At 66.4% G+C, this 7,686-nt stretch carries 8 protein-coding genes; 2 read left to right on the top strand and 6 right to left on the bottom strand.

From position 1 onward, the window contains the following. Nucleotides 1–161: 161 nt before the first annotated feature. The 3 genes from ACJ4V0_RS17175 to ACJ4V0_RS17165 form a co-directional block, all read right to left on the bottom strand. Nucleotides 162–2,879 (bottom strand): hybrid sensor histidine kinase/response regulator, encoded by a 2,718-nt coding sequence (locus tag ACJ4V0_RS17175; RefSeq protein ID WP_448300817.1) that lies wholly within the window; start codon nt 2,877–2,879, stop codon nt 162–164. Nucleotides 2,880–3,061: 182 nt separating this feature from the next. After that, entirely contained in the window at nt 3,062–3,718 is a 657-nt protein-coding gene (gene chpT / locus ACJ4V0_RS17170; protein ID WP_448300816.1) for a histidine phosphotransferase ChpT, read from the bottom strand. 109 nt (nt 3,719–3,827) lie between these two features. Continuing rightward, nucleotides 3,828–4,523 (bottom strand): DUF1013 domain-containing protein, encoded by a 696-nt coding sequence (locus ACJ4V0_RS17165; RefSeq protein ID WP_448300815.1) that lies wholly within the window; start codon nt 4,521–4,523, stop codon nt 3,828–3,830. A 318-nt stretch (nt 4,524–4,841) separates the two neighbouring features. Between ACJ4V0_RS17165 and rpsU the strand changes: the two genes are divergently transcribed. Continuing rightward, complete coding sequence (gene rpsU / locus ACJ4V0_RS17160) at nt 4,842–5,087, top strand: 30S ribosomal protein S21 (RefSeq protein ID WP_448300814.1); 246 nt, start codon at nt 4,842–4,844, stop codon at nt 5,085–5,087. A 128-nt stretch (nt 5,088–5,215) separates the two neighbouring features. Then, nucleotides 5,216–6,103: a tetratricopeptide repeat protein gene (locus ACJ4V0_RS17155; RefSeq protein ID WP_448300813.1), complete on the top strand. Its 888-nt coding sequence runs from the start codon at nt 5,216–5,218 to the stop codon at nt 6,101–6,103. A gap of 6 nt (nt 6,104–6,109) precedes the next feature. Here the strand turns inward: ACJ4V0_RS17155 and ACJ4V0_RS17150 are convergent, their stop codons facing one another. From ACJ4V0_RS17150 to ACJ4V0_RS17140, 3 genes are all read right to left on the bottom strand, one after another. Next, entirely contained in the window at nt 6,110–6,589 is a 480-nt protein-coding gene (locus tag ACJ4V0_RS17150; RefSeq protein ID WP_448300812.1) for a GNAT family N-acetyltransferase, read from the bottom strand. Beyond that, nucleotides 6,586–6,876 carry a DUF3303 domain-containing protein gene (locus ACJ4V0_RS17145; RefSeq protein WP_448300811.1) on the bottom strand — a complete coding sequence of 97 codons (291 nt, stop codon included), beginning with the start codon at nt 6,874–6,876 and terminating at the stop codon, nt 6,586–6,588. The genes ACJ4V0_RS17150 and ACJ4V0_RS17145 overlap by 4 nt, the downstream gene beginning before the upstream one ends. A gap of 85 nt (nt 6,877–6,961) precedes the next feature. Further along, complete coding sequence (locus ACJ4V0_RS17140; protein ID WP_448300810.1) at nt 6,962–7,669, bottom strand: phytanoyl-CoA dioxygenase family protein; 708 nt, start codon at nt 7,667–7,669, stop codon at nt 6,962–6,964. Nucleotides 7,670–7,686 lie beyond the last annotated feature (17 nt).

Genomic DNA, 7,686 nt, shown 5'->3' with positions numbered 1-7,686 from the left:
TGGAAACGCGGCCGCCCCGGCTGCGAAACCCTGGCCAGCTACGCCGGGGCGGCCGCTCGCATCTGCGCCCTCAATGGGGGCCTGCTTTGGACGCGAAATAGGGGTGGCGATTGGAAGCGATTTGACAGTCTGCTGCATGGAGTGATCCTCACGCAAGGGACTTACGCCGCCTGGGCGAATTCGTTGGAGGTTTCCTTCAGGGCCGCGATCAGGCCCTGACGGTCGAACTTGGCCACGTAGTCGTGGAAGCCCGCGACCCGGGCGCGCTCGATGGCCGCCGGATTGGTGAGCGACGACAGGGCGATGACCGGGGTGGTGGCGAAGCGCTTGTCGGCGCGCATGGCCTCGGCGAACTCGAAGCCGTTCATCTCGGGCATCTCGATGTCGGAGACGACGACGTCGAAGCGGTCGCTGGTCTTCAGGATGTCGAGGGCCTCCGATCCGGCGGACGCCGTGACGACGTCATAGCCGGCGGCCTTGAGGACCGGGGTCAGCATGTTGCGGAAGAAGGGCGAGTCGTCGACGAAGAGCAGTTTGCGGGTCAGCGCCTCGACGCGCATCTCCTTGCGCTTGAACCAGTCGTCGAAGGCCAGCGGCAGATAGTGGCCGATGTCGAGGATCTCGGTCGCCTGGCCCTTGATGACCGCGGAGCCGAGAAGACCCGGCACGTCCGCCGCCACCTCGATGTTCAGCGCGTCCTCGACGATGTCGACGATCTCGTCGACCACGAGGCCCATGGAGCGACCGGAGTCGGAGAAGACGAGCAGCGGCTGGCTGCCTTCCGAGCGAAGTTGCATCACGCCCGAGACCGGGACGAGCGGCATGAGGGCGCCGCGGTACTGGACCAGATGGCGGCCATGGGCCTGCTCGATCTTGTCCACGGCCACCTCTTCGAGGCGGGTGACGAGGGAGAGCGGGACCGCCTTCTGCTCGCGCGAGCCGGCGCGGAACACCAGCATCGAGGTGAGCTGGCGCTCCTGGCCGCGACGGGAGTCGGCTTCCTTCTCGCTCGCCTCTGCGGAGACGTCGGTACCGATCGCCGAGGCGATGCCGTTCGGATCGATGATCATGATCACCGAGCCGTCGCCGAGGATCGTGGTGCCCGAGAACATGGTGATGTGGCGCAGCTTGGAGGACATCGGCTTCACGACGATTTCCTCGGTGTGGAAGACCTGATCCACGACGATGCCGAAGGTCTGGCTGCCGACCTGGGTGACCACGATGAAGCCATTGGTCTCGTCCAGCGGCTCGCCGTCGGCGATGCCGAGGAGCTGGCGCAGGTGAACCAGCGGCAGCAGCTTGTTGCGCAGGCGCAGGACGGGGGTGTCCTTGATGCGCTCTATCCGGTGCTCGGAGTTCTGCTGGGCGCGGACGAGTTCGATCACCGAGAGCTGCGGGATCGCAAAGCGGTCGCTGGCGCTCTCGACGATGAGGGCCGAGACGATCGCCAACGTCAGCGGGATCTTGATGGTGACGGTGGTCCCCTCGCCCTGGACGGACTTGAGGTCGATGGTGCCGCCGATCTGGTCGATGTTGGTGCGCACCACGTCCATGCCGACGCCGCGGCCGGAGACCGATGTGACGGCAGCCGCCGTGGAAAAGCCCGGCGCGAAGATGAACTTGTGGATCTGCGCTTCCGTCATCTTCTCGAGCTCGGCCTCGCTGGCCAGGCCCTGCTCGACGATCTTCTTGCGGATGCGGTCGGTGTTGAGCCCGCGGCCGTCGTCGGAGATGGAGATGACGATGTGGCCGCCCTCGTGATAGGCGGACAGGCGCACGGTGCCCTTCTCGGGCTTGCCGGAGAGGCGGCGCTGCTCGGGCGACTCGAGGCCGTGGTCGGCCGAGTTGCGGACCATGTGGGTCAGCGGGTCCTTGATCAGGTCGAGCACCTGGCGGTCGAGTTCGGTCTCGGCGCCGTGCATCTCCAGCTCGATCTGCTTGCCCAGTTCGTTGGCGAGGTCGCGGACGATGCGCGGTAGCTTCTGCCAGGCATTGCCGATCGGCTGCATGCGCGTCTTCATGACGCCGTCCTGCAGCTCCGCAGTGACATTGGACAGCCGCTGCAGCGGCACCTTGAATTCGGAATCCTCGTGACGGCGGACGATCTCGAGGAGCTGGTTGCGGGTCAGCACCAGTTCCGAGACCATGGTCATCAGCTGTTCGAGCGTGTCGACGTTGACGCGCAGGGTCTGCTGACCCTTCACGCCACCCTCGCCGTCCTCCTCGCCGGCCGCCGTGGCCGGCTTGGCAGCCCGCTGGGCGGGCTTCTTGACATCGGCCTTGGCCGGGGCAGCCTCGACCGGCGCGACAGGCGGGGCGGCCACTTCCGGCAGCGGCGCGACCGCAACCTCGGCCTCCGTCTCGCGGAAGGCGCGCTCGAGTTCGTCGAGGGACACCTCGCCCGGACGCAGCGGGCGGTCGAGGCTCTGGTCGACGACGGCTCCGGCCGCGGCGGGAGCTTCCGGCGCCTTGGCGGCGGCGGCGCCTGCGGCACGCGCCGCGTCGGCGGCGATGGACATGGCTTCGAGCTGGGAGATGAGATCGCCGTCGTCGCCTTCGGGCTCGGCGCCGGCGTTCTCGAGATCGGCGAGGATCTCCTTCAGGCGATCGATGGTGAACAGGATGAGGGTCACGCCCTCACCGGTGACCGGAGCACCGTCGCGGTACTTGCCCATCAGCGTCTCGGCGGCGTGGGCCAGCGCTTCGAGGCGGGGAAGGCCGAGGAACCCGCAGGTGCCCTTGATGGTGTGGACGAGGCGGAAGATGTTGCCGAGGATAGCAGCGTTGTTGGGGTCCTGTTCGAACCTGACGAGTTCGACGTCGACCACGTCGAGGCTCTCGTTGGTCTCGGTCAGGAATTCGCGCAGCAAGTCATCCATTGTCGCCCAGCCCGGCCTGTAGGAACACGGCAGGCCAGATCGCGGCCTACCTCATGTTCCGAAGTGTCCGGGAAAAGGGTTAAATCTTGTTGAAGCGAACAGCCCGTCCAGTGCGATAGGCGGTCCGGATAAGCAATTGACGTGGAATGAATAAATTCGGTTGCTTCAAATCTTACGTAACGTCACGCCGCGGCGATCTCCACCCTGTCGTCGATCTTCTCGATCCGCACCGACATACCGGCGGCCCGCGCCAGGAGGCCGGCGTAGTAAGGCTGGATCGCATGGGCGTCGATGGTGCCCTGCTCGTTCGACGGGATGCCTGCGAGAAGCTCGACCGCATGGGGCGGAACGCGTGCGTTGAGGCCCGTCACGTCGATGGCAAAGCCGGCAGTGTCGCCCTCGCCGGTCATCTCCACCTTGATCGTTCCGCCGCGCGGAATGGCGCCGGCCGCCAGCATCAGCAGGTTGAGCAGCAGCTTGACCCGGTTCTTCGGAAGGAAGGCCGGAGGAATGTGCCAGTCGACCTTCGTGCGGTCGTCGTTGAGGAAGTTCGTCGCCACCTGCTGGGCGTCGCGCGTGTCGATCGCCGATCCCGCCGAGCCGGCCGCGCCGAAGGCGATGCGGCAGAACTGCAGACGGGCCGAGGCCGTCCGCGCGCTCTTGCGGATGAGATCGAGGGCGAGTTCCGTCGTGGCTGCGTCGGCCCCGTCTTCCATCAGTTCCAGGCCGTTGACGATGGCCCCGACCGGCGAGATCACGTCGTGGCAGACGCGGCTCGCCACGAGCGCGGCCAGATCGAGCCCTTCGAGCGAGATCGGGCTACGGGCTGCATCGGCCATGATCGGTCTCCGGAAACGAATCGGGTGCGCCTGTCGAAGGACGGGCGCACCCGGTTACAACGTCAGCGACGCCGGGAAAAGGGATGCCGGCTGCGGACAGCCGTGCAGACTACTCGTCGTCGCCGCGGATCGACTTCAGATTGGCGAAGACCTTCTCGGCATCGTAGCGCTCCTCGCGCCGCGGCGCGTCGGGACGCTCGAAGGGATCGAACCTGGCGGGAGCCGACGTGGTCTGGTCGGCGGGCAGCAGCGTCTGCTCGGGCGTGGTGTCGACCGGGCCCCGCTCCTTGGCGGCGCGGTTGACCTCGAGGTCGAGATCGATCTGCGAGCACAGGCCGAGCGTCACCGGGTCCATCGGCGAAAGGGTCTGCGAGTTCCAGTGGGTGCGGTCGCGAATCGCGGCGATGGTCGGCTTGGTGGTGCCGACGAGGCGCATGATCGCCGCATCCTTCACCTCGGGATGATTGCGCACCAGCCAGAGGATGGCGTTGGGCCGATCCTGGCGGCGCGACACCGGCGTGTAGCGCGGACCCTTCTTCGACTTCACCTCGGGCAGCTTCACCTTGGGCGGGGCGAGCTTCAGCCGGTAGGCAGGATCCTTCTCGGCCTTGGTGATCTCCTCGCGGGTAAGCTGGCCGGTAATCACCGGATCGGCGCCCTTGATGCCCTGGGCGGCCTCGCCGTCGGCGATGGCCTTCACCTCGAGGGGATGCAGCGTACAGAAGGCCGCGATCTGCTCGAAGGACAGGGCGGTGTTGTCGACGAGCCAGACGGCGGTCGCCTTGGGCATCAGAAGCTGGGTCATGACGTGCCTCGTGCGCGGTGATCGATCCGGTGGAAACCGGGGCGGAAGCGTGAGGGCTCCCGTTCCCAGACCGTGCGGGTCCGGGCCGAGGCCACCGCCTCGTATCGATCAATGGATCGGGAAATCGCCTTCGATATAACCGCGACGGCGTCGTGACGCAAACGAGGACTTCAAAATTCGTCACAAAGCCAACAAGGCCATGGACAAAAACACCCGTCCCTGCTAAGCGCCTCACGTCTTTGGGCATGGCCTTCCGGCACGGATTTCCCGTGGGGCTCTGCTCGACCTCGAATCCAGATGGCTTGAAGGATCATCCGCGTGCAGGTTCTCGTTCGCGACAACAACGTTGACCAGGCTCTGAAAGCTCTCAAGAAGAAGATGCAGCGCGAAGGCATCTTCCGCGAGATGAAGCTGCGCGGCCACTTCGAGAAGCCCTCGGAGAAGAAGGCTCGCGAGAGGGCCGAGGCCGTGCGCCGCGCCCGCAAACTCGCCCGCAAGAAGGCCCAGCGCGAGGGCCTCATCCCCGCCAAGCCGGTGAAGGAGCGTACGGCCGGCGCGCGCTGACCGACGTTTCCTGGCTTCTGCCGTATTTTTGACAGGCCCGCGACGAACCATCATCGCGGGTCGAGTCGTTTCAGGATGGCCCGACCGGGCCGCAATGGCGCTTCAGGCCGATGACAGGACGATGGGACATGACACGTTCGGCCCACGCGACGATCTGCCTGACACGGCCACTGATCCTGCTCGCCACAGCGCTGGCGCTTGCCGGCTGCAGTTCGACGGGCGGTGTGACGTCAGGCGGTTCGGCGACGGGCGGTGACGACGTGGAGTCGAGCTATATCGGCTCGACCGCAAACCTCGCCTCTCTCACCGAGGTCGTGCAGCGCAATCCGAACGACCCCCAGGCCTTCAACATGCGCGGCACGGTTCTCGCCCGCACGGGGCGGCGCGCCGAGGCGCTGGCGGACTTCTCCCGCGCCATCCAGATCGATCCGAACTATGTCCAAGCGCTGTCGAACCGCGCCCTCGTCCACCGCCAGAGCGGCCGGGCCGACCTGGCTCTCGCCGACTACAACCGGGCGATCGCCGCTGATCCGAACTATGCCGCCGCCTATATCGGCCGTGGCAATGTCCACCGGATTCAGAACCGGCACACCGAGGCACTCGCCGACTACAACCGCGCCATCCAGATCAACGGCTCGAACGCGCAGGCCTATCACAACCGCGCCCTGGTCTGGGCGGCGCAGGGCAACCACCGCCAGGCGGTCGAGGACTTCACCTCGGCCCTCGGCCTCGCCCCGAACAATGCCGAGCCCTACTACGGCCGCGGCCTCAGCTACCTCGCCATCGGCGAGAACAAGCTCGCCCTCGACGATTTCAACGAAGCCGTGCAGTTCGATCAGCGCAACCCCGGCCTGTGGGTCGCGCGCGGACAGGCGCTGGAGCGCACCGGCGACAACGAGCGCGCGCTCGGCTCCTACACCAAGGCGATCAGCCTGGAGGAAAACCACCCCGGCGCCCGCGAGGGCTTCGCCCGCCTCGGCGGCCGCGCCGGCCAGAGCTACCGGCTGTTCAACTGACGCCTGTCAGTCAAGGTCCTTCGACAGCTCCATCACCGCCGGGCGGAAGCCGAAGCGCTCATAGGCCTTGCGCGCGATGTGGTTGCCGACGATGGCGCCGATCATCAGTCGCTTGACGCCGAACGAGCGCGCCAGCCGTTCCGCCTCCGCCAATAGCGCCGTGCCGATCCCCTGCCCCCGGTAGCGCTCGTCGATGACGAGTTCCGACACCCAGCCGACCTGCGCGATCTCCGCCCTCAGATAGGGCTGCGGCTGTTCCAGCACGAAGCACATCATGCCGACGACATCGCGGCCATCGACCGCCACCATGATGGCGCCGCCGTCGCGGGCGATGCGCGCCAGGTCGGAATCGAGGCAGGCCTCGGCCGCCTTCACGTCGCGCGCGCGATCGGCGGAGATGGCGTCCTCGAACAGGTTGAGCTGGTGGACGAGGCCGACGACAGCGGCGCGGTCGCCGGGCGCGTAGGCGCGGACCGTCGCGCTCATGGCGCCGGTCCGTCGAGATAGGGAGCGACCACCGCGCGCGTCTGATCGCTCGGCACGACAGGGACGATCTCGAAGGTGACGCCCGAGCCGCGCCACGTGAGCACCCATTCCTGCAGGAGGCGAAGGTCGTCGCACGCCATCAGCTGGAAGCAGCGGTCGAAATTCGGCTCGATCCAGCTGCCGACATAGGTGAGCCCTTCGGGCAGCGAACGTCCTTTGTCGCGGACCCACCGATAGACCGGCACCGGATCGCAGCCCGCGAAACGCTCGATGACCATGAACAGCATGGTGTCTCCAAAAAAGAAGCGGGGCCTGAAAGCCCCGCTCCGATCCTAGATCACGATGCGGCCGGCGCTCAACCGAGCCGTTGCGTCACGCCATGGCGAAGCGCAACGGAGCAGGCAGCGGACGCCTGGCGTAATCGACGTGCAGGACCCTTCGATGCCCGACCTTCCGCGCGGGCTGGCTGGCATGGAGCGTCAGTCCGCGCATCGCGACGATCTCCCCCGCATCGGCAGTGCAGATGATGATCTCATGTTGCCTGACAGCATCTGCCACGGCGCCGGACGGAATGCGCCCCGAAGTCCACGACCCCGCTGCAATCTCTAGCGGACCATTGTCTATTGCGCAGTCATCCAGATGGAGCCTCAGGGCAACCATGTCCCGCAGGAAATCCTCGGGCGGTTCCACATGATCGATTCCGCCTTTGCGACTCCACACCTCGAAGCCGGGCAGTTCCGCCCGCTCCGCGACGGCAATTGTCCTGTCCTGGTGCCACGGCACGGCCCAGTTCGAGCTGGCGTTCTTGTCAAACTTCAGCACCCGAACCGGCAGGCAAGGCTGCCCCATCAACAATAAGGCAATATTGCCGACCGGGCCGTCGGACGTCAGCAGGTCGTTGAGAGCATCAGGTAGCGCGAAGCTTCGCTGCCCGGGGCGAGTGCCGTCGATGAATTCTCCGCGGATCAGCTCAAGCAGGCTCGCGGCCAGCCCACTGGCGATTACGGCTGCGCCATCAACATAGTAAGTTGCTATCGCAGCGGCAAATTCATCCGTCCTGAACCGCGTTGCAACCCGCAAAGCCGTCGGCGCTCCCG

The organism is Phreatobacter aquiterrae, from assembly GCF_053471285.1.
This window is presented reverse-complemented; position numbering and strand designations above follow the sequence as displayed.